The organism is Rhizobium sp. MHM7A, from assembly GCF_005862215.1.
In the GTDB taxonomy this organism is placed as follows: domain Bacteria; phylum Pseudomonadota; class Alphaproteobacteria; order Rhizobiales; family Rhizobiaceae; genus Rhizobium; species Rhizobium bangladeshense.
Window position 1 is genome coordinate 121,098 of sequence record NZ_VCHT01000003.1, and the last position, 22,205, is coordinate 143,302.

22 protein-coding genes are annotated in these 22,205 nt (G+C 63.2%); 12 read left to right on the forward strand and 10 right to left on the reverse strand.

The features are described from left to right. The first annotated feature begins 5 nt into the window (after positions 1 to 5). On the forward strand, positions 6 to 1,298 hold the full coding sequence (locus FFR93_RS13395; RefSeq protein WP_138393574.1) for an FAD-dependent oxidoreductase: 1,293 nt from the start codon (positions 6 to 8) through the stop codon (positions 1,296 to 1,298). A 56-nt stretch (positions 1,299 to 1,354) separates the two neighbouring features. On the opposite strand, the gene FFR93_RS13400 is transcribed toward FFR93_RS13395, so the two are convergent. Both FFR93_RS13400 and FFR93_RS13405 read right to left on the reverse strand, forming a co-directional pair. Beyond that, positions 1,355 to 2,164 (reverse strand): polysaccharide deacetylase family protein, encoded by an 810-nt coding sequence (locus FFR93_RS13400; RefSeq protein WP_138393575.1) that lies wholly within the window; start codon positions 2,162 to 2,164, stop codon positions 1,355 to 1,357. Positions 2,165 to 2,265: 101 nt separating this feature from the next. Then, entirely contained in the window at positions 2,266 to 2,655 is a 390-nt protein-coding gene (locus FFR93_RS13405) for a DUF930 domain-containing protein (protein WP_138393576.1), read from the reverse strand. Between the two features lie 256 nt (positions 2,656 to 2,911). Between FFR93_RS13405 and FFR93_RS13410 the strand changes: the two genes are divergently transcribed. Together FFR93_RS13410 and FFR93_RS13415 are read left to right on the forward strand one after the other, a co-directional pair. After that, positions 2,912 to 5,020, forward strand: a complete 2,109-nt coding sequence (locus FFR93_RS13410) for a S9 family peptidase (RefSeq protein ID WP_138393577.1) — start codon at positions 2,912 to 2,914, stop codon at positions 5,018 to 5,020. Between the two features lie 49 nt (positions 5,021 to 5,069). Then, entirely contained in the window at positions 5,070 to 5,588 is a 519-nt protein-coding gene (locus tag FFR93_RS13415) for a DUF1697 domain-containing protein (protein ID WP_064706615.1), read from the forward strand. Here the strand turns inward: FFR93_RS13415 and FFR93_RS13420 are convergent. Next, positions 5,585 to 6,262, reverse strand: coding sequence for a TetR/AcrR family transcriptional regulator (locus tag FFR93_RS13420; RefSeq protein ID WP_064706614.1), 678 nt, complete (start codon positions 6,260 to 6,262; stop codon positions 5,585 to 5,587). The genes FFR93_RS13415 and FFR93_RS13420 overlap by 4 nt on opposite strands. Before the next feature lie 220 nt (positions 6,263 to 6,482). Between FFR93_RS13420 and FFR93_RS13425 the strand changes: the two genes are divergently transcribed. Together FFR93_RS13425 and FFR93_RS13430 are read left to right on the forward strand one after the other, a co-directional pair. After that, positions 6,483 to 7,430: a homocysteine S-methyltransferase family protein gene (locus FFR93_RS13425; protein WP_138393578.1), complete on the forward strand. Its 948-nt coding sequence runs from the start codon at positions 6,483 to 6,485 to the stop codon at positions 7,428 to 7,430. Between the two features lie 22 nt (positions 7,431 to 7,452). Beyond that, a complete protein-coding gene (locus FFR93_RS13430) occupies positions 7,453 to 7,686 on the forward strand; it encodes a hypothetical protein (protein WP_138393579.1) in 234 nt (77 codons plus the stop codon). Between the two features lie 16 nt (positions 7,687 to 7,702). On the opposite strand, the gene FFR93_RS13435 is transcribed toward FFR93_RS13430, so the two are convergent. The 3 genes from FFR93_RS13435 to FFR93_RS13445 form a co-directional block, all read right to left on the reverse strand. Beyond that, positions 7,703 to 9,154, reverse strand: coding sequence for an MFS transporter (locus tag FFR93_RS13435; protein WP_138393580.1), 1,452 nt, complete (start codon positions 9,152 to 9,154; stop codon positions 7,703 to 7,705). A gap of 385 nt (positions 9,155 to 9,539) precedes the next feature. Beyond that, positions 9,540 to 10,013: an SRPBCC family protein gene (locus tag FFR93_RS13440; RefSeq protein ID WP_138393581.1), complete on the reverse strand. Its 474-nt coding sequence runs from the start codon at positions 10,011 to 10,013 to the stop codon at positions 9,540 to 9,542. Positions 10,014 to 10,051: 38 nt separating this feature from the next. Further along, positions 10,052 to 10,921, reverse strand: a complete 870-nt coding sequence (locus tag FFR93_RS13445) for an NmrA family NAD(P)-binding protein (protein WP_138393582.1) — start codon at positions 10,919 to 10,921, stop codon at positions 10,052 to 10,054. 103 nt (positions 10,922 to 11,024) lie between these two features. Here FFR93_RS13445 and FFR93_RS13450 point away from each other — a divergent pair, with 103 nt between their 5' ends. From FFR93_RS13450 to FFR93_RS13465, 5 genes are all read left to right on the forward strand, one after another. After that, on the forward strand, positions 11,025 to 11,918 hold the full coding sequence (locus FFR93_RS13450) for a LysR substrate-binding domain-containing protein (protein WP_138393583.1): 894 nt from the start codon (positions 11,025 to 11,027) through the stop codon (positions 11,916 to 11,918). Between the two features lie 387 nt (positions 11,919 to 12,305). Continuing rightward, the gene (locus FFR93_RS13455; RefSeq protein ID WP_138393919.1) at positions 12,306 to 13,808 is read left to right on the forward strand and encodes a protein adenylyltransferase SelO; all 1,503 of its coding nucleotides are present in this window, start codon (positions 12,306 to 12,308) and stop codon (positions 13,806 to 13,808) included. Between the two features lie 157 nt (positions 13,809 to 13,965). Next, positions 13,966 to 14,109: a hypothetical protein gene (locus FFR93_RS40855; RefSeq protein WP_156665736.1), complete on the forward strand. Its 144-nt coding sequence runs from the start codon at positions 13,966 to 13,968 to the stop codon at positions 14,107 to 14,109. Positions 14,110 to 14,121: 12 nt separating this feature from the next. After that, a complete protein-coding gene (locus FFR93_RS13460) occupies positions 14,122 to 16,461 on the forward strand; it encodes a glucose/quinate/shikimate family membrane-bound PQQ-dependent dehydrogenase (RefSeq protein ID WP_138393584.1) in 2,340 nt (779 codons plus the stop codon). 92 nt (positions 16,462 to 16,553) lie between these two features. Continuing rightward, positions 16,554 to 17,018 (forward strand): hypothetical protein, encoded by a 465-nt coding sequence (locus FFR93_RS13465; RefSeq protein WP_138393585.1) that lies wholly within the window; start codon positions 16,554 to 16,556, stop codon positions 17,016 to 17,018. Between the two features lie 194 nt (positions 17,019 to 17,212). On the opposite strand, the gene bla is transcribed toward FFR93_RS13465, so the two are convergent. The 3 genes from bla to dmeR all read right to left on the reverse strand — a co-directional run bounded on the left by bla (position 17,213) and on the right by dmeR (position 19,566). Beyond that, a complete protein-coding gene (bla, locus tag FFR93_RS13470) occupies positions 17,213 to 18,118 on the reverse strand; it encodes a class A beta-lactamase (protein WP_138393586.1) in 906 nt (301 codons plus the stop codon). A gap of 97 nt (positions 18,119 to 18,215) precedes the next feature. Then, positions 18,216 to 19,199, reverse strand: coding sequence for a CDF family Co(II)/Ni(II) efflux transporter DmeF (gene dmeF / locus FFR93_RS13475; protein WP_138393587.1), 984 nt, complete (start codon positions 19,197 to 19,199; stop codon positions 18,216 to 18,218). A gap of 94 nt (positions 19,200 to 19,293) precedes the next feature. After that, complete coding sequence (gene dmeR / locus FFR93_RS13480) at positions 19,294 to 19,566, reverse strand: Ni(II)/Co(II)-sensing transcriptional repressor DmeR (protein WP_138393588.1); 273 nt, start codon at positions 19,564 to 19,566, stop codon at positions 19,294 to 19,296. A 319-nt stretch (positions 19,567 to 19,885) separates the two neighbouring features. On the opposite strand from dmeR, the gene FFR93_RS13485 reads away from it, so the two are divergent. After that, positions 19,886 to 20,380, forward strand: a complete 495-nt coding sequence (locus FFR93_RS13485; protein WP_064711045.1) for a GNAT family N-acetyltransferase — start codon at positions 19,886 to 19,888, stop codon at positions 20,378 to 20,380. A gap of 66 nt (positions 20,381 to 20,446) precedes the next feature. Then, the gene (locus FFR93_RS13490; RefSeq protein WP_138393589.1) at positions 20,447 to 21,076 is read left to right on the forward strand and encodes a glutathione S-transferase; all 630 of its coding nucleotides are present in this window, start codon (positions 20,447 to 20,449) and stop codon (positions 21,074 to 21,076) included. 23 nt (positions 21,077 to 21,099) lie between these two features. Here the strand turns inward: FFR93_RS13490 and FFR93_RS13495 are convergent, their stop codons facing one another. Beyond that, a complete protein-coding gene (locus tag FFR93_RS13495) occupies positions 21,100 to 22,014 on the reverse strand; it encodes a cytochrome c (protein WP_138393590.1) in 915 nt (304 codons plus the stop codon). Positions 22,015 to 22,205: the final 191 nt, after the last annotated feature.

Genomic DNA, 22,205 nt, shown 5'->3' on the forward strand with positions numbered 1-22,205 from the left:
CATCCGTGGCGTCCGATCTCCATCTCGACGAATCCGATCATGACCAGGTGGTCAGCGGCCGTTCGCTTTGGAGAAAAAGTGCCATACGTCCGCAATGGCGGCCGATGGCCGGGAGCCTTTCCACAGATGTCGCGGTGATCGGTGGCGGTATCACCGGCGCGCTAATCGCAGATCACCTGACGGCGCGCGGCTTCTCCGTTGCTATCATCGACCGCGAGGCGCCGGGCTTCGGCGGCACCGTCGCCAGCACCGCAATGCTGCGATGGGAAATCGACAGCACGCTCACGGAACTCGACGCTTATTACGGCTTCGAACGGGCGGCTGGAATTTACCGCCGCAGTGCCGCTGCCGTCGCCGGCCTTTCGAAGCTGATCGCTGCGAAGGGAATCGCCTGCGGCTTCCGGCCGCGCAACACGCTTTATCTCGCCTGCAATCTGGAAGGCGCCCGCGACCTAAGGGAAGAGCGCCTGCTTCGCCGGCGGGCCGGCCTGCCCGGCGTCTATCTCGAGCATCCCGATCTCTTCACGCAATTCGAGCTCGACCGGGATGGGGCAATCTATTCGCCTGGTTCGGCGGAGGCCGATCCGCTGCTGCTCACCTGGGCTCTGATTGCGATGGCCATCCGGCGCGGGGCACAACTGATGGGCGCCTCCGTGACCGCGCTGCACAGCGAGGGCGATTGCGTCACAGCCGAGACGGACGGCCCCTATGTCATAGAGGCGCAGCATGTCGTGCTGGCGACAGGCTATTCGATGCCGGGCCTCGACATGCCGAAGCTGCACCGCACGAGTTCGAGCTGGGCATTCGCCACCGTGCCGCAGGATCCCGCCACGTTCTGGCGCGACAGGGCGCTGATCTGGGAGGACAACCATCCACACCTCTACATGCACACGACTGCTGACAATCGCATCGTCGCCGGCGGCGAGGACGACGTTACGACCGACGCCGCAGCGCGGGATCGAAAGCTGCCGGCCAAGATCAGCGCCATCCAGGAGAAATTGAAGCGGCTATGGCCGAAAGCCGATACCCGCGTCGCGCACGCCTGGGCCGGAACCTTCGGCGAAACTGCCGACGGCCTGCCGCTGATCGGACCCCTGCCCGGAATGCCGCACGTGTTCGCCGCCCATGGCTATGGCGGCAACGGCATCACCTTCTCCTATCTCGCCGCCCAGATGATCGGGGCGATGATTGCAGGGATCCACCGCGAGTGGTTCGAAGATTTCGCGCTCGACCGGGAGGGGCCGGGGATACGGCGGTTTGGCGAGGATAGGTTGGGCATCGGGGATGAGTTGAGATAGAGGTTTCGCATTGGCTGCTGTGCCATGATACCCCCGGCACAGCTTCAGCCGTAGATCTACTCCGTTGTCTTGTCGTCGCCGGTATCCTCGACCTCGTCGAGGCGGACGAACTGCACGCCTTTGGCCTTGAGATCGACCAGCGCCTTCGCCACTCCCTCGCCCGCCGCATGGGTCGGCTGATTGATGTGGGAGATGACGACATCGCCGTCCCTGGCGGAGGCGATGCGCTTTTCGGTGATAGCGGCGCCGAGCAGCGAGCCGCCGTCGCCGTTCACGGAGTAACCCGCGATGCGGTAGCCCATGGCGCGGATCTCGCCGATCGCGGACAGATCGTACTCGGCTGTGGAACCGCGGAACAAGTGCGGTGCGGGAATGCCGGCCGCAATCATGGCGGCGGCGCCGCCTTCGACCTCCCGCCGCACCGCCTGCGGCGAGCCGGCCGAGGCAATGCCATAAATCAGCGTCGGCCTGTCGACGGCCGGAATATGGTTCAGGCCGTGGTTTTCGAGCTCGAAGAGATCGGGATTCTGCAGGAGGACTGCAAGGGCCTGCGGGTTGCGCTTCAGCCAGCGGGCTGTGACGAAGATCGTCGAGGGAATGCGCTCGCGCACCAGCGTCGAAAGGATGCGTTCGTCCGCCTGCCCCATGCAGGCATCGAAAGTCAGCGCGATGCGGGCATGGCCTTGTATGTTGGAACGGGCGATATGCAGATGCGGCTCGACGAGCTTTACGGCCGGCGGCTTCGGCGGCGGAGCAGCCGGTGCCGGAGTGGCCGCGGCCGGCGGCACTAACGGCAACTGGTCCGCAGATGCAGCAGCCGGCATGGCGGCCAGAAGGAACGCCGAAGCGAAAAGGATGCGGTTCATATCGGGGCTTCTACAATTCGAGTCCATCGACTTTAGCGGCTGCTTTTGCATACGCCATGCGGCCGGATGTCACCGCACTCGCCCGAACACATGCAACAGCATCAATCGTAGAGATAATATTTGCCCCACTTATCGCGCGGCACCTTCTCGCCGATCTGGTAGTCGAGCTGGCGCACAGTGATATGCTGCGGGCCGGTGATGCAGGTGAAGGAGAGATGGTACCAGTCCCCCTTGCTGCGGAAGACCGCGCCCGGCGCATGCAGGGAATTGTCGCCGGCGATCGGATCCTTGAACGTATAGGCGATCACCTTATCGGGCTTGAAGCCGGCGCTGTCCTTCGTGATGCGGCTCATCGCCTCAGTATCGCAGCTCTGTTCCAGGCGGGTCGCGGGGTCGAGTTTTTCCAGTTGCTTCTTGATTGCGGGATCGACGGCAAAAGCGGGAGCAGCCAAGCTGGCCAGGGATACAAGCAGGAGCAGACGTTTCGGCATTGCGGAGAAATTTCCTTGCTATTGTACAGTCTTCATGCGGCCAGCGGCAGCTTGCCGGAGGGCTGGGCACGTGCAAATTTCGCTCTGAGATAGCGGACTTTCTTAAATATTGTGGTGACATCAAGGCAAGCCGGGCGGAGCTGGCCCTCGCCGGTGAATGGTCGTCCGCACCCCCTTGGCGCAGCCTTGCCGCTTGATCCGGCAGCGGCGCGCCTCTATCTCTTGCCAACCCGACCTTCCCACCGGAGCCAATTCCTTGTCCGTTTTCAAGAGCCTGCCGACACCGCCCGCCGCACCGAAGAAGCCCGTTTCCGATACGCGCCACGGCATTACCCGCACGGACGACTATGCGTGGCTGCGCGCCGACAACTGGCAAGCAATGTTCAAGGATCCGTCGATCCTCGACCCCGAGATCCGCCGGCATCTGGAAGCCGAAAACGCCTATATGAATGCGGCGATGGAGGACACCAAGCCGCTCCAGAAGGCACTGTTTGCCGAAATGCGCGGCCGCATCAAGGAAGATGACAGCTCGGTGCCGGTGAAGGACGGCGCCTATGCCTATGGCACATCCTACGTGACCGGCGGCGAGCAGCCGCGCTATTTCCGCATTCCCCGCGACGGCGACGTCGCCGACGAGACGATCCGCACCGTGCTCATCGACGGCGACAAGGAGGCATCAGGCAAGGCCTATTTCCGCCTCGCCGGCCTCGACCATTCGAGCGACCACAGCCGCGGCATCTGGGGCTATGACGACAAGGGATCGGAGTTCTTCACGCTGAAGGTGCGCGACCTCGCGACCGGGGAAGACCTCGAGGACCGAATCGAAAACACCGGCGGCGGCGGCGTCTGGGCGCCGGACGGCAAGAGCTTCTTTTATTCGGCGCTCGATGAGAATCACCGGCCATCGAAAATCTTTCACCACATTGTCGGCCGGCCGCAGTCGGAAGACCGGCTGGTCTATGAGGAAGTCGATGCCGGCTTCTTCATGGGCGTCGGCGGCTCGCTGCTCGACGACTTCATCTATATCGACATTCACGACCACGAGACCAGCGAATACCGGCTGCTGTCGACCAAAGACCTCATGGCCGAGCCGAAGCTGGTGGCGGCGCGCGAGGAAGGCATCGAATATTCGCTGACCGAGGGGGGCGACGTCTTCTACATTCTCACCAATGACGGCGGCGCCAAGGATTTCAAGATCATGGAAGCGCCGGTGAACAATCCGGGCAAGGAAAACTGGCGCGAAGTCGTCGCTCACAAGCCCGGCACGCTGATCATCAGCCACATGGCCTATGCCCGCCACCTCCTGTGGCTGGAGCGCAAGGACGGGCTGCCGCAGATCATGATCCGCGACCGGGCGAGCGGCGAGGAACATGCGATCGCCTTTGCCGAGGAAGCCTATTCGCTGGGGCTTTCGGGTGCGGCGGAATATGACACCGATGTCATTCGCTTCTCCTATTCCTCGATGACGACCCCGTCGCAACTTTACGACTACAACATGGTGACGCGCGAGCGCACGCTCTTGAAGACGCAGGAAGTGCCATCCGGCCACAATCCCGGCGACTATGTCACCCGCCGCGTCTTCGCGCCGGCATGGGACGGCGAGACGGTGCCGATCACCCTGCTCTACCGCAAGGATACGCCGCTCGACGGCTCGGCACCATGCCTGCTCTATGGATATGGCGCCTACGGCATCACCATTCCGGCCGGCTTCAACACCAACTGCCTGTCGCTCGCCGACCGCGGCTTCGTCTATGCCATCGCCCATATCCGCGGCGGCAAGGACAAGGGCTTTGCATGGTACGAGGACGGCAAGATGGAAAAGAAGACGAACAGCTTCAAGGACTTCGTCGCCGCGGCCGACTATCTGAATCAACAGAAGTTCACATCTTACGCGAAGATCATCGCCGAGGGCGGATCGGCCGGCGGAATGCTGATGGGCGCTGTCGCCAATATGGCGCCGGAGAAGTTCGCCGGCATCATCGCCGCCGTTCCCTTCGTCGACGTCCTCAACACCATGCTGGACGACACCCTGCCGCTCACTCCGCCGGAATGGCCGGAATGGGGCAATCCGATCGAAAGCAAGGAAGAATACGAGCGGATCGCAGCCTATTCGCCCTATGACAATGTCGGTGCCAAAGCCTACCCGCCGATCCTGGCGCTCGGCGGCCTGACGGACCCGCGCGTCACCTATTGGGAGCCGGCCAAGTGGGTGGCGAAACTGCGCGACAGGACGACCGGCGAGGCGCCGATCCTGCTCAAGACGAACATGGATGCCGGCCATGGCGGCGCTTCCGGCCGGTTCCAGCGGTTGGAGGAGATTGCATTCGAGTACGCGTTTGCCATCAAGGTGGCGGGGAAGATGTGAGCGTTGAGGGCGTGCCGTGCCACACGGCACAAGGTCAAGGGAGAGAGAAATGCCCGTCTACATCGCCCTCCTCCGCGCCGTTAACGTCGGCGGCACCGGCTCACTGTCGATGGCTGAACTCAAGGAGATCTGCGAGGGCCTCGGCTTTAACGACGTGAAAACCTACATCCAGAGCGGCAATGTGCTGTTCCGCTCGGATGAGAAAGAAAAGGCAGTCGAGGAAAAGCTCGACGAGGCGCTCAGCAAGAAGATGGGCAAGCCGCCGGGCGTGATGGTGCGCAGCCGGAAGGAACTTGAGGCAATTGCCGCCGAAGCGCCCTTTCCCGATGCCAAGCCGAATTTCCTGCTCGTCTACTTTCTGCCAGAAGCGGTACCCCGCGATGCGCTGGAAAAGATGGTTGCGCCTGACGGCGAGGAAGCGCAGCTCGCCGGCCGGGAAATCTATGTGCACTATCCCAACGGCTCCGGCCGCTCGAAGCTGAAGCTGCCGGCATTGAAGCCCGGAACGTCTCGCAATCTCAACACAGTGCGCAAGCTCGCCGAACTGGCGGCTGAGATGGACGGCTAAGGCTGACCGCTGCCGGCCGCGCCAAAGGCTTGGCCCCGCCTGACGGCCGGGAGGGGAGGCTCGACAGCCGGCAAAAAGAGCATTCGCACGAAGGTCCGCAGCATCAGCACCTGCTCGGCCAGAGTGTTCGGCTCCTTCAGCGTCTTCGAGAGGACGATACCGCCTTCGAGCACAGAGGAAACCATATCGGCGAGTTGGTCGACATTGACGGGCTCGCGCGGCGGGTAGACTTCCATGATTTCGCGCAGCATGCGGCCGAAGCGCCGCCGCCAGGCAAGAACCGCATTGCGGTTTGTCTCCTGGATCTCCCGGTCGAACAGCCGCTCATAATAGCAGACGGTCGCCACCAGGCAGCCGGGATGGCCATTCGGCAGATCCGCAAGCAGCTCGGAAAGGAGTTTCAGGCCGAGCAGGAAGGATTGCAGCGGATCGTCCATCAGATCGCGCGCGCGGCCGAATATCTCGTCGTAGATGCGCTCGTCGTTTTCGATGTAGCGGTTGAGCAGCGCCTTGGCGAGCTCGTTCTTATCCTTGAAGTGATAGAAGAAGCCGCTCTTGGTGATCCCGGTTTCGGCGATCAGCTCCTCGATGGAGGTCCCGCCAAAACCCTTCTGCAAGACTGCCGCTTCGGCCACATCGAGGATGCGGCTGCGCGTTTCCTCTCCCTTTCGCATATCCCCTCCTGTACCTGCGGTACAGTTCCGAGCGCCGCAGGGTCAGACCCGTATCCGTCCGCGCCAGCATCGGCCTCGCCAAGCAGTTGATTTCCAACCGGTAAAACCGAAACAGCCGCCAGTATACCTCAAGTCGTCTAGTTTGGCAGCCGATTAAGCGGCAGAACATCACTCATCGACGGCAGCCAGTCCAGGCGCCGCGACGGGAGAAACTTCAACAATGGCAAAGTATAGACATGACTTGCCGCAGCTGAAAGGCGGCACCTTCCTGACCGATGGCGGCATGGAAACAACGATGATCTTCCACGATGGCATCGCGCTTCCACATTTCGCCTCTTTCGTACTGCTGGCCTCCGAAGACGGTCGGCAGCGCACGCGGAACTACTATCGCCCTTACCTCAATATCGCACGGCAGCACGGCACCGGCTTCGTGCTCGACACCGCCACGTGGCGGGCAAACCCGGACTGGGGGCGAAAGCTCGGCTATACGAGCGAAGCATTGAATGCGGCGAATGAGCAAGCCGTCGAGCTGCTTGCGGGCTTGCGCAACGCCTATGAGCAGCCAGGGCAACCGATCGTCATCAGCGGCGCTATCGGTCCGCGCGGAGATGGCTACAAGGCGGGCATGATGAGCGCGCACGAGGCGGAGGACTATCACGGCTTCCAGATCGAGACCTTCGCCGGCACCGAGGCGGATATGGTGAGCGCCTTCACGCTGACGAATATCGACGAGGCGATCGGCGTGGTGCGTGCGGCAAAGTCATTCGCCATGCCCTGCGCCATCTCCTTCACGCTGGAGACGGACGGCAGGCTGGTGACGGGCCGAAGCATTCAGGAAGCGATCGAGACCACGGATGCGGCCACCGGCGGAGCAGCGGCGTACTACATGATCAACTGCGCTCACCCGACGCATTTCGAATCCGCCCTCGACCCTTCAAGCACTTGGGCAAAGCGTATCTTCGGCATCCGCGCCAACGCCTCGACCATGAGTCACGCGCAGCTGGACAATAGCGAGACGCTGGACGCGGGCGATCCCGACGATCTCGGTCGGCGATACCGCAAACTTCTTGATCGCATGCCTGAGCTGCGCGTGCTCGGCGGTTGCTGCGGCACCGACCATCGCCATGTCGCGGCTATCTGCGAGGCATGCCTGCCGCAGGCGGCGTGAGACCGGCAGGGAGGGCTGGACGATGAGGATGGTGGGGATGGTGCGGCGTGAGCGAGGCTGGCGTGATCTGTGGCTTGCGATCACGCGATGGCGTAGGCCCGCCGAGGCCGAAGCGGCGGTAGAAGTAGCGCTGCGAGACATCGATCTTGCAGCCTTCGGCGGCCTCGACGGACCAATTGCCTACGGGATCGAGGCGGACCGGCGCGAAGGCCGGCCATCGCGACGCCAGCGGCTGCGGCCGCTGCTCGACATCTGAGGAAGGAAAGGCGGCGTCAGGCTCCGGCGGCGCCTTTCGTCCGTCGCGCCTTATAGCCGCTGATCTCCTCGCCGGCAGCCGGCGAGAAGCGCAGGTTCCAGACGGTTGCAGTGATCGAGATGATGGTGACGACGAGGAAGGCGGTGGAGAAATCGCCGAGATCAGGCGTTTCGGTGCCTGACAAGGCCATGGAGCCATGCAGCGCCAAGGCCCCGATACAGATACCGAGCGACAGCATCAGCTGCTGGAAGGTGGTGTAGAAGCTGGTGGCCGAGCTCATCCGCTCCCTTTCGATCTCGTCATAGGCAATGGTGTTGTAGGCGGTGAACTGGAACGATAGGAAAAACGCGCTGAGCACCAGGACGACGAAGATCAGCGGCATCGGCCAGTCCGGCCTGAAGGCGGCGCAGAGGGCGTAGCCGGCCGTGCCGAGGATGCCGTTGAGAACGAGGCTTCTGCGGAAGCCGAGCCGGCTGAAGACAAGCTTCGCCATCGGCTTCATGGCGAGCGCGCCCAGCGCGGTGGCGATGACGATCTGGCCGGCGGCGGCCGCCGATAGGCCGAAGCCGATCTGGAACAGCAGCGGCAGCAAGAAGGGCTGGGCGCCCTGCGTAATGCGCGTCAGCGAGCCGGCGATAACGGAGGTACCGAAGCTCGGCACCTTCATCAGCGAGAAATCCATGATCGGCGAAGGATGTCTGCGGGCATGTTTGAGATAAGCGATGCCGAAGATGAGACCCACGGCGATCAGGAAGATCGAAAAGGCCCCCTCACCTTCATGGCTCGACATTTCGAAGCCGAAAAGCAGCGAGCCGAGCGAGATGCCGGAGAGGATGAAGCCGAGCGTATCGAAGGGGCCGGTCGCCTTGCCCTTCACCTCATCAATATAGATCGAGACGAAGATCATGCCGATAATGCCGATCGGCACGTTGATGTAGAAGATCCAGCGCCAGTCAAGATAGGTGACGATGAAGCCGCCGAGCGGCGGGCCGACGATCGGGCCGATCAGCGCCGGCACCAGCAGCCAGGACATGGCGCTGACCATATCCTTGCGAGCGACGCTGCGCATCAGCACCAGGCGGCCGACCGGCATCATCATGGCGCCGCCCATGCCCTGCAACAGCCGCGCCAGCACCAGGAAGGGCAGTGTCGGCGCGAGCGCACAGAGGATGGAGCCGATGACGAACACTGCAATGGCGGCGCGGAAAACGGTGCGCGAGCCGAAGCTGTCGGCCATTCGGCCGCTTGCGGGAATGAAGATCGCCAGGCTCAGGAGATAGGAAGTCAGCGCGATCGACATGGCCGGTGCGGTGACGGCGAAATCGCGCGCCATGGTGGGCAGTGCGGTCGCCAGCACGGTGGCGTCGATATTTTCCATCAGCATCGCACTCGCGACGATCATCGCGATCATGCGGAAATTGGGCGCGGCGCGCGGAACCGTCGGCGCCTGGTAAATCTGATCCGACATCTTCCTGAATCACTCGCGGTGGCGCGGCGGAGCAGAGGAAGCAGCAAGGCCGCGGGGGATGACATGGCGCATGGCCAAGGGAGACGATCTGCTATACGCCCCTGATCATGGCGGCGCTATGTCCTTTATGGCAAAGCAGCTTTGACGAGAGGTAAAGGCGGATCACGATTGCTTGCATCGGCGCGATCTTCGTGACGGGGCCTTTCATGCCCGCCAAGAGGAAGTATCGAGCGCAGGATATTAGTATGACCTTTCCGCAAGGACCGCAGGCGCACCGGCTTCATCGGCGCAGCGATGCGGCAGCTCGAAGCTGCCGCATTGGGGACCCGACATCGGTGATGGAATATCTCCTTGTCTGTGGCTTGAGATGAACCGTGGCGCGGGCTCAGAGCGCGCCGTCGGCGAGCAGCTCGCGCGTGCGCTTGAGCGTCGACTGCAGGGCGGCCTTGTAGCCCTTGTCGCTGTCGAACTGCGCCTGCTCGGCCTGCTCCTCGGGACCACCCGCCTGCTTGTCGCGCAGGCCCAGGTAGCAGTAGAATTTGAGCTGAAGCTGGCCGGCCTCGTCCTCGAACAGCTCATTGATGATGACGCCTTCGCGCGGACCGATCGCCTGGAAGAAGGTGACCTTGCGCTGCGGCTCAAGCGTGATGATCTCGCGCAGATCAGCGCCGCCGATGGTGGCTTCACGCACGAAATGGGTTGCGCTCTCCTCCATCACATCGCAGCGCGTGCAGAGGCCGGCAGGCAGGAACAGGCGCGCGTCACGCGCCTTTCGTTCCAGGCCCTTCCAGACCTGCTCACGGGTTAACTCAATTTCGCCGGGGCGGTTCACCGGCACGGTGGCGGTTGAATAGATCATGATGGATCTCCTTCTCGTCGGATCGGGGTGCCCGGCCTTCAGGCGGCGGTCGCAATCGCGGCCGCGAAGTCGCGATAGGAGTGCAGCGGGCGGCCCAGCATCTGGGTCAGGCGCTGGACGTCGCCGGCTTCAGGGATCATGCCGTCGCTGAGGTAGCGCTCGGCCATCAGCCGCATTTCATAGGCCATCCACTTCGGCATGAAGCTCGCCACGTTCCGCTCGAACCCGCTTGGATCATCGCCACCATAGATGATCGGGCGGCCCAGCAGGTCCGACCAGATCTTGGCCACATCGGTACCCGCCAGCGTGTCGGGGCCGACCAGGTTGATGGTCTCGATCGGCAGCTTGCCGGGCGCGGTATCGCGACGGATCAGCTCGATCGCGGCGACCTCGGCGATGTCGCGGGCATCCACCATGGCGATGCCCTTGCTGCCGATCGGCATCGGATAGACGCCGTGACTCAGGATCACGTCCTTGATCATCAGCTCATTGTCGATGAAGTAGGTTGGGCGCAGGACGGTGGCGCTGAAGCCCATCTCTACGAGCATGCGCTCGGCGCCGAATTTCACGGCGAAATGCGGCACGTTCACCGCGCGATCGGCTTCGAACACAGAAAGATAGACCACCCGCTCGATCCCCGCTTCGCGGGCGATATTGAGCGTGATGATCGCCTGGGTGAATTCGTCGCCAGTGACGGCGTTGAGAAGGAACAGCGTGCTTACGCCGTTGAAGGCGCTGCGCACCGCATCGATGTCTAGCAGATCGCCCTGGACGACTTCGACGCCGGCCGGAACATTGGCCCGTGAAGCGTCGCGGGTCAGTACGCGCGCCTTTGCGCCGCGCTGGACGAGTTGGTCGACGACATGGCGCCCGACGCGGCCGGTGGCGCCAGTAACGAGAATGGTCATGGGGGTCACTCCGGTTGGTTTCAGTTGACACCCTCCAAATTAATGATCCAAATTATTCCCGATAGACGCTGTATTTGGACGCAGTGTCTCGCCGGTGGAACACATGGACCTGCTCGCGCTTGCCGATTTCAATCTCGTCGCCCGCCATGGCGGATTCGGCAAGGCCGCACGGGCGGCGAACCGTCCGAAGGCGACGCTGTCCCGACGCGTGGCGGAGCTGGAGGCAGATCTCGATCTGCGCCTGTTCGAGCGAGGTGCGCGCACGCTGAAGCTCACCGAGGAGGGGCGCGCTCTGTTCGAACGGACTGGCGCGCTGCTGACCGAGCTTGATGAAACGGCGAAGGCGATCGCCTCGGGCGGGCATAGCCCCAGGGGACGATTACGGATTAGTGCGCCGCTGCTGTTTTCCCAGACAGCGCTGGGAAAGCTCGCAGCGGGATTCGTCCTGAAATACCCCGAAATTCAGCTTGAGATCACGACGGAAGACCGGGCCGTCGACATGATCGAAGAAGCCTACGACTTGGTCATTCGCGTGAATCCGCAGTCGGATGAAAATCTCGTCGGGCGCGTTTTCCTGCGTGACAGGTTGGTCGTGGTGGCAAGCCCCAACCTGCCGCGTCCAGTTGGCCGCGAGCCCGTTCCTGCCGTGATCCGGGGATCGATGACGCAGGCCGAATCGTGGGAGGTCGCGACGCCCGCGGGCAAGTCGCGCCTGGCGACCAAGCCGGTTCTGAGCCTCTCGTCGTTGATCATGGTTCGCGATGCCGTTCGCGCCGGTGTGGGCGCAGCGCGTCTACCCCTCTCCCTGGCCAACTCCGATCTGGCCGCCGGCACGTTAGTCAGCTGGGGCGAAGTGGAAGAGTTTGAGACCAGCCTTTGGGCACTCTATCCGACACGGCGGCTACTCAGCGCGCGGGTCTCGGCGTTTCTGGACTATCTGGAAGCAGCCTTTCCGCAGGGAACGCCTGAAGAACTTGCCGCCTATATTGAACCATGAGCGGGGCACTCCTCCTCGAGCGATCGCCTATGCGGGAAGGCCTCGTGTTCAACTCCACCGGGACGCGCGCGGCGCAAGACAGCATCGTTCACTGGAACTGCCCCAGGTGGCGGCGCCGTGTGGCCGGCGCGCTCGAAACAGCAGTCGCGGTCATGATCGCCGTTCAGGGCTACTCGCGATATCGGCCTGCTTTTCGGCGCGGTGATCATCGTCGCGGCAGCTTTTACTGTCCTACGCCACCGTGATGCTTGCCCCCACTTTGAGCCTTCGTCGGCTTGATCGTCCTGGCGGGCATCGCCTGACGAACGGAAGCTTGCCCCGGGGCCTGAAGACCTGGCTTCACGGGAGCGGCTTGCGCTGCGGCCACCCCGGCCCTACCTATGAATGATGACCTCGACCTCACAGAAAATCAGGTCCGGCGCGGCCTTTCCGTTCGACAACAGCTATGTCGGCTTGCCCGAGCGCTTCTTTGCGCCGCAAGCGCCGACCCCGGTGACCGAACCCTGGCTGATCAAGCTCAACGAACCGCTTGCCGCCGAGCTCGGGCTTGACGTCGAGGCGCTGCGCCGCGACGGGGCGGCGATCTTTTCCGGCAATCTCGTTCCCGAAGGGGCCGAACCGCTGGCGATGGCCTATGCGGGGCATCAGTTCGGCGGCTTCTCGCCGCAACTCGGCGACGGGCGGGCGATCCTGCTCGGCGAAGTGGTCGCCCGCAGCGGCCAGCGTTTCGATATCCAGCTGAAGGGTGCGGGACCGACGCCTTTTTCACGGCGCGGCGACGGGCGGGCGGCCATCGGGCCGGTGCTCAGAGAATATATCATCAGCGAGGCGATGTTCGCGCTCGGCATTCCCGCCACGCGGGCACTGGCAGCCGTGACGACGGGCGAGCCGGTCTATCGCGAAGAGGTGCTGCCGGGCGCGGTCTTCACCCGGGTCGCCGCAAGTCATATCCGGGTCGGAACGTTCCAGTATTTCGCGGCAAGGGGCGATACAGACGGCGTGCGGGCGCTCGCCGACTATGTGATCGAGCGGCACTATCCCGCGCTGAAGCAGGCGGAGGAGCCCTATCTCGCGCTGTTTTCGGCGGTGTCTGAGCGCCAGGCTGCGCTGATCGCCCGCTGGCTGCATGTCGGCTTCATCCATGGCGTGATGAACACGGACAATATGACGGTTTCCGGCGAGACGATCGACTTCGGCCCCTGCGCCTTCATGGATGCCTATGATCCGGCGACCGTCTTCTCGTCGATCGACCAACATGGCCGTTATGCCTATGCCAATCAGCCGGCCATCGGCCAGTGGAACCTCGCGCGGCTCGGCGAAACGCTGTTGCCGCTGATCGACGCCGAGCCGGACAAGGCGGTCGACAAGGCGAATGCAGTGATCCGGGCCTATGGCGAGCGGTTCCAGGCTGCGTGGCTGGCCGGCATGCGAGACAAGATCGGCCTTGCCGGAGACGAAGACGGCGATCTCGACCTCGTCCAAGCGCTGCTGTCGCTGATGCAGGCGCAGGGCGCCGATTTTACCCTGGCGTTCCGGCGGCTGTCCGATCTTGCCGGCAACGACGCCGCAGAACCAGCCTTTGCCGACAGCTTCCGCGAGCCGGAGGCCTGCCGTCCCTGGCTCGCGCAGTGGCGCGAGAGACTATCGCGTGATCCGCAGACACCCGCCGAACGCGCCATCACCATGCGCAGCGTCAACCCAGCCTTCATCCCCCGCAATCACCGGGTCGAACAGGCGATCGAGGCCGCGGTCGAGAACGGCGATTTCTCGCTGTTCGAGGCGCTGCTCTCGGTGCTTTCGAAGCCTTACAAGGATCAGCCGGAATTCGCCGCCTATATGGAGCCGCCCAAGCCGGAAGAACGGGTGCTGCAGACCTTCTGCGGGACGTAAGGGCGGCTCGCCAGCATCGCAAGCGTAGCCTCCCCGCATTGGCCGGATCGGACCCGCCGATCGGACGAAAAATTCAGTCGATAACGGACTGACATTTCCGACATGGGAACTATTTTCTGCACCGAGGGTTGAGAACGCTCTTGCGAGGGATCTGCCTATGAAGAAGAACAACCTTCTGATCACCGCTGGCGCCGCAATCGTCTTGATCGTCATTCTCCTGCTTTTCACCGGCATCGGCACAGACGAACCGCCGACCCCCGGACAGCCATCCCCGCACGCGCTTGACCAATCCCAGCAGTGATTAGGAACCGCCATGGCTATCATCGTCACTTCCATCCTATTCATCATCATCGGGCTTGCGCTCGGCGGCGGCGGCCTCTGGCTCGTGACGCTCGGCGGCAGCGTCTTCTATCTGTTCGCCGGCTTGATGTTTCTCGTCACTGCCGGGCTGCTGCTGATGCGCAAGGCGGCGGCGCTCTGGGTCTATGCGGTGCTCGTCGTCGCCGCACTCGCCTGGGCGGTCTGGGAGGTCGGCTTCGACTGGTGGCAGCTAGGCCCGCGCGGCGGGGTCATCATTCTTCTCGGCCTCTGGCTGCTGACGCCCTGGATCCGCCGGCCGCTCGGCTTTCGCAGCCCGACGGGCATCGCCTACGGCGCCAATCCCTGGCCGCTCGCCGTGCCCGTCATTCTCGCCATCCTCGTCGCCGTCTATTCGATGACATCAGACCCGCATGATCTGGCCGGCGAACTGCCGAAGGATCAGGTCGCGGCCAGCCCCGCCGTCGGCGGCAGCGTGCCTGATGGAGAATGGCACCAGTATGGCCGCACCCCCTTCGGCCAGCGCTATTCGCCGCTCGACCAGATCACCGCCGAGAACGTCTCGACGCTGAAGGAGGTCTGGAGATATCAGACCGGCGACGTCAAGCGGCCGGAGGATATCAGCGAGACGACCTATCAGGTGACGCCGCTCAAGGTGAAGGACACGCTCTATCTCTGCACGCCGCATAACTGGGCGATCGCGCTCGACGCCAAGACCGGCAAGGAGAAATGGAAATACGACTCGAACTCGGGCATGAATCCCAACCGTCAGCATCAGACCTGCCGCGGCGTCACCTATTATGCCGATCCCGATGCCGCCGCCGGCCAGCCCTGCGCCGAGCGTGTCTACCTGCCGACCTCGGACGCCAGGCTGATTGCGCTCGATGCGGCCGACGGGAAGGTCTGCACCAGCTTTGCCGATCAGGGCGTGCTGCACCTGGAAACCGGCATGCGCTTCAATCCGGCCGGCTATTATTATTCCACCTCGCCGCCGGTCGCGGTGGCCGGCAAGATCATCGTCGGGGGGGCGGTGAACGACAATTATTCCACCGAGGAGCAATCCGGCGTCATCCGCGCCTTCGACATCAAGACCGGCGCGCTGGTCTGGAACTGGGATTCCGGCAACCCTGATGTGACGACACCGCTCGCCGAGGGCCAGACCTACACGACCAACTCGCCGAACAGCTGGTCGGTCTTCAGCGTCGACGAGTCGCTCGGCATGGTCTACATCCCGCTCGGCAATCAGGTGCCGGACCAGATCGGCATCAACCGAAGCGACAATGTCGAGAAATTCTCCTCCTCGATCGTCGCGCTCGACATCGCCACCGGCCAGCTGCGCTGGGTGCGCCAGACGGTGCATCACGATCTCTGGGACATGGACGTTCCGGCGCAGCCGGCACTGATCGATCTGACCAAGCCCGACGGCACCGTGGTTCCCGCCCTCGTCGGCCCGACGAAGCAGGGCGATCTCTATGTGCTGGACCGGCGCAGCGGCGAGCCGATCATCCCGATCAAGGAGATCCCGGCCCCCGGCGGAGCGGTCTCTGGCGACCACACTGCCCCGACGCAGCCGATCTCCGACCTCACCTTCTCGCCCGAGCCGCTTAAGGAAAAGGACATGTGGGGCGTGTCGCTGTTCGACCAGCTCCTCTGCCGCATCGATTTCCACCGCTATCGCTATGAAGGCCGCTACACGCCGCCGTCGCTCGAAGGGACGATTGTCTATCCCGGCAATTTCGGCACCTTCAACTGGGGCTCGGTGGCGGTGGATCCGGAGCGGCAGATCATGTTCGGCATGCCGACCTATCTCGCCTTCACTTCCCGCCTGGTGCCCGCTGCCGATATTCCGCCGAGAGGCCAGGACGAGAAGGGCAGCGAACAGGGGCTCAACCGCAATGACGGCGCGCCCTACGGCGTCTTCATGGGACCCTTCCTCGGGCCTCTGCAGATCCCCTGCCAGGCGCCGCCATGGGGCTATGTCGCAGGCGTCGACCTGCGCACCGGCAAGATCGCCTACATGCATAAGAACGGCACCGTCCGCGATATGACGCCGCTGCCGCTGCCCTTCAAGCTTGGCGTGCCCGGCATCGGCGGCCCGATGCTGACCAAGGGCGGCGTCGCCTTCCTCGGCGCGGCGGTCGACAACTATCTGCGCGCCTACGACGTAACGAACGGGCACGAACTCTGGCGGACGCGGCTTCCCGCCGGCGGCCAGGCGACGCCGATGACCTATACGACCGATGACAACAAGCAATATGTCGTCATGGTCGCCGGCGGCCACGGCTCTGTCGGCACCAAGCCCGGCGACTATGTCATCGCCTACACGCTGCCGTGATGGGGGGCTGCTTTTCTCGAGTGGAAGAGCCGGCGCAAGTTCTAGGCAGGGTTGCCGCGCCATTGTCTCCCCGTTTTATGGGGAGATTTTTTATGGAAATCAGTAGCAATATTCGCAATTACTATGGGATCGGCGGCCTTTTCGATCAGCAGCCCAAATCCAAGAATCAACAGACGACGGAATTCACCACAACCGCCCGCAGTGGCGGCCCCGGTCTCGAACCAAGCAGCACGCCTCTGTCGATCGCCAACACTGTCTGGGCTCTTCTAAGCACCGAAGGCCCCTATATCGATGCACCTTCGGACAAGGAGGCAGCGGCGAGCGCGGCGCACCAGTCCCTGATCGACGAGTTTTCCGAATGGGGCAACATGACGCCGGCGGAGTATATCCGAGCCCGCTACCTGGAGCAGCACGATCTCACCGAAGCCGATCTGGCCGCCATGCCTGCTGACCAGCGCGCGGCAATCGAAAAGGAGATCGCAGAGCAGATCAAGCGCGAGATGGCCGGCATCGAGACTGACGGCAGCGAAACGACGGATGACATCGCCGCCGTCTGAGCGGGAGCGTTTCGCGCAGCTGTCCCACACGTCGTCGGTGTGACGAACGCCGAGGCGTCCAAGGGGGGCGGCCATGGGTGTGGGCTTTAACGTGCCAACAGTTGCAGCGTGGTCACTTGGGAGATAGTTGTAGGGAAGGTCTTTCTCCGGCTCAAACCGGACAGCTGTCGATCATGCCCTCCGCATTACCTGCGTCACACCATCTCGGTGATCATCTTGCTGACTTCGGCAAAGATCGGATTGAGATCCTTCACCGGCGCGGTCGCCTCGGCGATATAGACGGCCGCGACGATCGGGCCGCGGTCGGGCGGCCAGATGACGGCGATGTCGCCGAGAGAGCCGTTCGGACCGGTGCCGGTCTTGTCCCCCACCTTCCAATCCTGAGGCAGGCCCGCCCGCAGCCGCTCTTTGCCTGTTGAACTTGCCACCAGCCAGGCGATCAGCCTGTCCGAAGAGGCTTCGGTGAGCACCGAGCCGAGCGTCAGATTTCCGAGCGTGTCGAGCATTGCGTCCGGCGTCGTGGTGTCGCGCGGATCACCCTTTCTGCCCTCGTTGAGCGTCGGTTCGGTGCGGTCGAGGCGCGTCGTGCCGTCGCCGATCGAACGCAGCCAGTCGGTCAGCGCCGGCGGGCCGCCGAAGCTTTCGAGCAGCAGGTTGCCGGCCGTATTGTCGCTGACGGTCACCGCCGCCTCGCAGAGTTCGGCGATCGTCATGCCGTCGACGCCGGCGTGTTTTTCACTGAGCGGCGAATAGTCGACCAGCTTGTCCCTGCCGTAAGTCACCCGCCGGTCGAGCTTTTCGTCGCCTTTGTCGACGCGGGCCAGCACGAAGCCGGCGGCCGGCGCCTTGAAGGTGCTGCACATTGGAAAGGCCTCGCTGCCACGATAGCCGAAGGAAATGCTCGTCTGGGTGTCGAGCACCGAGACGCCGAGACGGCCGCCGGTGCGTTTTTCCAGCGCGGCAAGCCGCCGCTCGATATTGTCGTCGCCCTCCCCGGCACTCTCCTGCGCATCGGCGGGAAGCGCCAGTGCGGATAGACCCAAGGCTGGCAAGCAGAGTGCCGAGCCGATCAGCGTGCGGCGAGTAAGACTGATATCCATGAAATCCTCCGGCGAGTCGGTGACAGAGCTAAGGACCGATTGCGGCGGCATCTCGTCCGCTCGACAACCTTGTTCGTCCGCGCGGCAACTTCGCCAATCAGGCGGCGCGCGTGACCTCGACCGTCACATGCGACAATTCTTCGAGCGCCGAAAGCCTGCCCTTGTAGAAGGCCGGTTCGCGCGGCTGCGACGTGACGACGGCAACGATCGCCGCGTGATGGCCGGGGCCGACCTGCCAGACATGCAGATCGGTGATCCGGTCCTCCTCGGTCTCGATGGCCTCGCGGATTTCGCCCGGCAGCGTCTCACCTTCCGGCACGACGTCGAGAAGCACGCCGCCGGACGATTTCATCAGGCTCCAGGACCAGTTGGCGATGACCAGCCCGCCGACGATGCCCATGATGGGATCGAGCCAGAGCCAGCCATAAAGGCTGCCGAGGGTGAGTGCCGCGATGGCGAGCACGGAGGTGAGCGCATCGGCCATGACATGCAGATAGGCGGCGCGGATATTATTGTCGCCGGCCTCTGTGTGGTGGTGGGCATGGTCGCCATGGCCACCATGGGCGTGGTGGTGTGCGTGGTGCCCATGCGCGTGATGGCCATGCGCCTGACCGCCGCCCGCCAGCAGCCAAGCGCTGGCGAGGTTGACGGCAAGTCCGATGACGGCGACCGCGATCGCCTGGGCAAAACCGATCGGCACCGGATTTGAGAGGCGCAACAGGCTCTCCCAGGCCATCAGCAGGGCGATCAGGGCAAGGACAATCGCGCTGGCGAAGCCGGCGAGATCGCCGAACTTGCCGGTGCCGAAGGTGAAGCGCGGATTGCGCGCCTGCCTGCGGGCGAAGAGATAGGCAAGTGCGGAGATCAGGAGAGCGCTGGCATGGGTTGACATGTGCCAGCCGTCGGCGACGAGGGCCATGGAGCCGTAGACGGTGCCGGCGGCGATTTCGGCGACCATCATCACCGCCGTCAGCGCGATCACCAGCCAGATGCGCCGCTCGTTGCGCGCGTGATCGGCGCCGAGGAACACATGCTCGTGCTCCAGGTGGTTCATCGCAGCTTTGTCGCTTCCGGCACTCATTACAGGCTCCTTCGTCACGCTGGAGCGATTCGGCTTTCAGAGCCGCCCCAAGTTTCTGTTTGTCTAGTTTCCTGAGAAATCCGCCTCGCTGGCTCTAGCGGATATAGGTTCTCAAGACTTCGGATATTTCCTCGACCGCCTCAGCCCTCGCCCTATCGTCCTCGGCATTCAGAACATGTTCGCGCAGGTGATCATCCAGCACCTCGCCGGTCAGCCCGGTCAGGGCGCCGCGGACGGAAGCGAGCAGCTGCAGGATTTCGCCGCAGGGGCGCTGGGCCTCCAGTGCCCGTTCGACCGCCTCCATCTGCCCTTTCAGACGGCTGATGCGGGCGATGAGCTTCTTCTTCTGCAGGGTGGTGTGCGACATGGAAGGTTCTCATTTTAGTATAGGGGGGTACCCTATCATGAGCATGGAGCCAAGCGCAAACGTCGGCTTTTTTCGCTTTCGGCCCCGGATGAACAGCTGGACCGGCGGATCGATGACCCTTCGGCGATCTGCCATTGACAAACGCCGCGTTTGCGACGATTGATGCTCCATGATCAAAAACGTGCACCAGAGCCGCTCGTATTTTTGGCTGTACCTGTAAAGGGCGGCCGGACAGATCATATTGTCAACAAGCCGCCGTCAGGCGGCTTTGTTGTATCGGCAGCGTCCTGACGGCAGATTATCGAAGGACGCGAAGACCATGACCGACATCGAAGACAGCGAAATTTCACTGATGCGCCCATCGGTGGTGACGATCCGCACCGCCAAGCCGCGCGATCTGCCAGAGCTCAACGAAATGATCGCCCTGCTTGCCGCCCATCACGGCGATGCGGCCGCTGCGACGCCCGAGCAATTGGAGCGCGACCTGTTCGGCCCGCTTCCCTGGATTACCGCGCTTGTGGCCGAGACCGGCGAAGGGCTGATCGGGTACGCCATTCTCGTGCCGCTCTACAGGGCGCAGGAAGGCAAACGCGGTATGGACCTGCATCATCTCTTCGTGCGCGATGGCCATCGCGGCCACGGCACCGGCCAGCTGCTCGTCGACCGGGCGCGCGAGACCGCGCGCAATGCCGGCTGCGGCTACCTCTCCGTCAGCGCCGCGACCGGCAACGTGCTGGCGCACCGCTTCTACGAACAGATGGATTTTACCCCGCGTCCCGTTACCGGTATGCGTTACATGCAGTCGATCGCCTGAAGCGCTTCGCGATCCTTCAAATTCGCTCGGCCGACGCTTCAAGTCTTTGTCCTATAAGGAACTTTCATGCCTGATTTCAAACTCCATTGCTTCGCTCTCTCGGGGAATTGTTACAAGGTCGCGCTCTTCTTTGCGCTTGCCGGCATCGAGTGGGAAAGCGTTTTCGTGGATTATCTGGGCGGCGAAACGCGAACCGAAGAATGGCGGAAAACCGTAAACGAACAGGGCGAGGCGCCTGTGCTCGAACATGGGCACACGAAGATCAGCCAATCGGGAATCATCCTGGATTATCTATCGGAGGTGACAGGGCAGTTTGGGGCGCAGACAGCCGAAGAGCGGCGAGACATCATGCGCTGGATTCTCTTCGATAACCACAAATTCACCAGCTATTACGCGACGCTGAGGTTCATCTACGGCCTCCAGAAGAGCGGCGAGACACCGGTCGCCGAGTTTTTAAGACTGAGGGCCAAAGCTGCCTATGCCATTGTCGACGAACACCTGACAGGCCGGGCCTTCATGGTCAGCGACCGGCTGACGATCGCGGACCTCTCTTTGGCAGGCTATGTCTTCATGCCGGAGGATACCGGGATCGATCACAGCGCTTATCCGGCCATCGCAGCCTGGAAAGACCGGATCAGCAACATGGCCGGCTGGCGCCACCCCTATGATCTGATGCCAGGCCCCACCTCCCTGTAAAGAGGCGTCGGTTTTGCAAGGCGCTAACGCCCCGGCACCACCTTCAGATAGGCGGCGATCGCCTCGCGGTCGCTGGCCGGCAGGCGGGCGATATTCTGTTGAACGTCGACCATCTGGCCACCGACGGAATCGAAATCGGGCGTGAAGCCGGTCTCGAGGTAGTTGACGATGTCCGCCTCGCTCCAGCCGCCGATGCTCTCGGAGGCCGGGGTGATATCGGGTATGCGGCCCTTGCCTTCCGGATTGGGCGCGCCGGCGAGCCACTGATCTGCCTGGAAGCCGCCGAGCCCATCGCGCGGCGTGTGGCATTCGCCGCAATGGCCGGGGCCTTCGACGAGATATTGCCCGCGCTTGATCTTGTCGTCGCCCCTGGCGAGCGCGACGCGCGGCTGATCGTTGAGATAGAGAAATTTCCAGCCGCCGAGCGCCAGGCGGACGTTGTAGGGAAAGGGCAGTTCATGCGGAGGCGTTACGTTGGCGCTCTTCGGCAGCGTCTTCAGGAAGGCGAAGAGATCGTTGACGTCCTTGTCGCTCATGCGCGCATAGGAACCATAGGGAAAGGACGGATAGAGATGCTCCCCGCCCCGGCCGACGCCGCGCTTCATCGCGTTGCCGAACTCGGCGAGCGTCCAGGCGCCGATGCCAGCCTTTTCATCCGGCGAGATGTTGGGCGCGTGGAAAGTGCCGAAAGGGCTCTTGAGCGCCAGACCGCCCGACAGCGTCAGCCTGGCATCGCCTTCGGAACCGGGCGCAGCATGGCAGCTGACGCAGCCGCCCGTCCAGAAAACCATCTCGCCGTTTGCCGTGTCCGGCGCACCGAGGTTGGCCCAGTGGCTCTCCGGCAGCGGATCGGGCGCGGTGACAAGATAGAAGGCGCCACCGCCGAGCACGGCGACGCCGATCAGACAGAGCAAAAACCGGATGAACCTACGGACCATACGCCGCCTCCCCTTTGAAGACATTCCTCTCCGGTCGATCCGCGACCGGTCCGCATGAGCGGACAATAATGCGATCCGCGCCGGCGGCCAGTGCAGCGCGAATCGAGTGTCCAGATCATTTTCGCTTTTGCGCAATTCCAAACACAAAACCGCTCCGCAGTTTTGCTGGACTTGCTCAGACAGGCCTATCG